This window comes from Kitasatospora sp. MBT63 (genome assembly GCF_000710465.2).
Classification (GTDB): domain Bacteria; phylum Actinomycetota; class Actinomycetes; order Streptomycetales; family Streptomycetaceae; genus Kitasatospora.
On record NZ_JAIZ01000654.1, the window covers coordinates 1 to 293 of the forward strand.

General features: G+C 71.3%; 1 protein-coding gene. It reads right to left on the reverse strand.

Going from position 1 to position 293, the window contains the following annotated elements:
* The coding region (locus tag AA75_RS34405) for a condensation domain-containing protein (protein WP_149038545.1) at positions 1-293 on the reverse strand (293 nt) is incomplete at both ends.

Below are 293 nucleotides of genomic sequence, written 5' to 3' on the forward strand. Positions count from 1 at the left end.
GGGTTCAGCACCTCCACCAGCCGCTCGAACGGCACGTCCTGGTGCGCGAACGCCGCCAGATCCGCATCCCGCACCCGGCCCACCAGCTCACGGAACGTCGGATCACCCGACACATCCGTCCGCAGCACCAGCGTGTTCACGAAGAACCCGACCAGCTCGTCCAGCGCGGCATCGGTGCGGCCCGCGACCGGCGTCCCCAACGGAATGTCCACCCCGGCACCCAGCCGCGACAGCAACGCCGCCACCGCCGCCTGCACCACCATGAACACCGTCGCCCCGCACTCCCGCGCGAG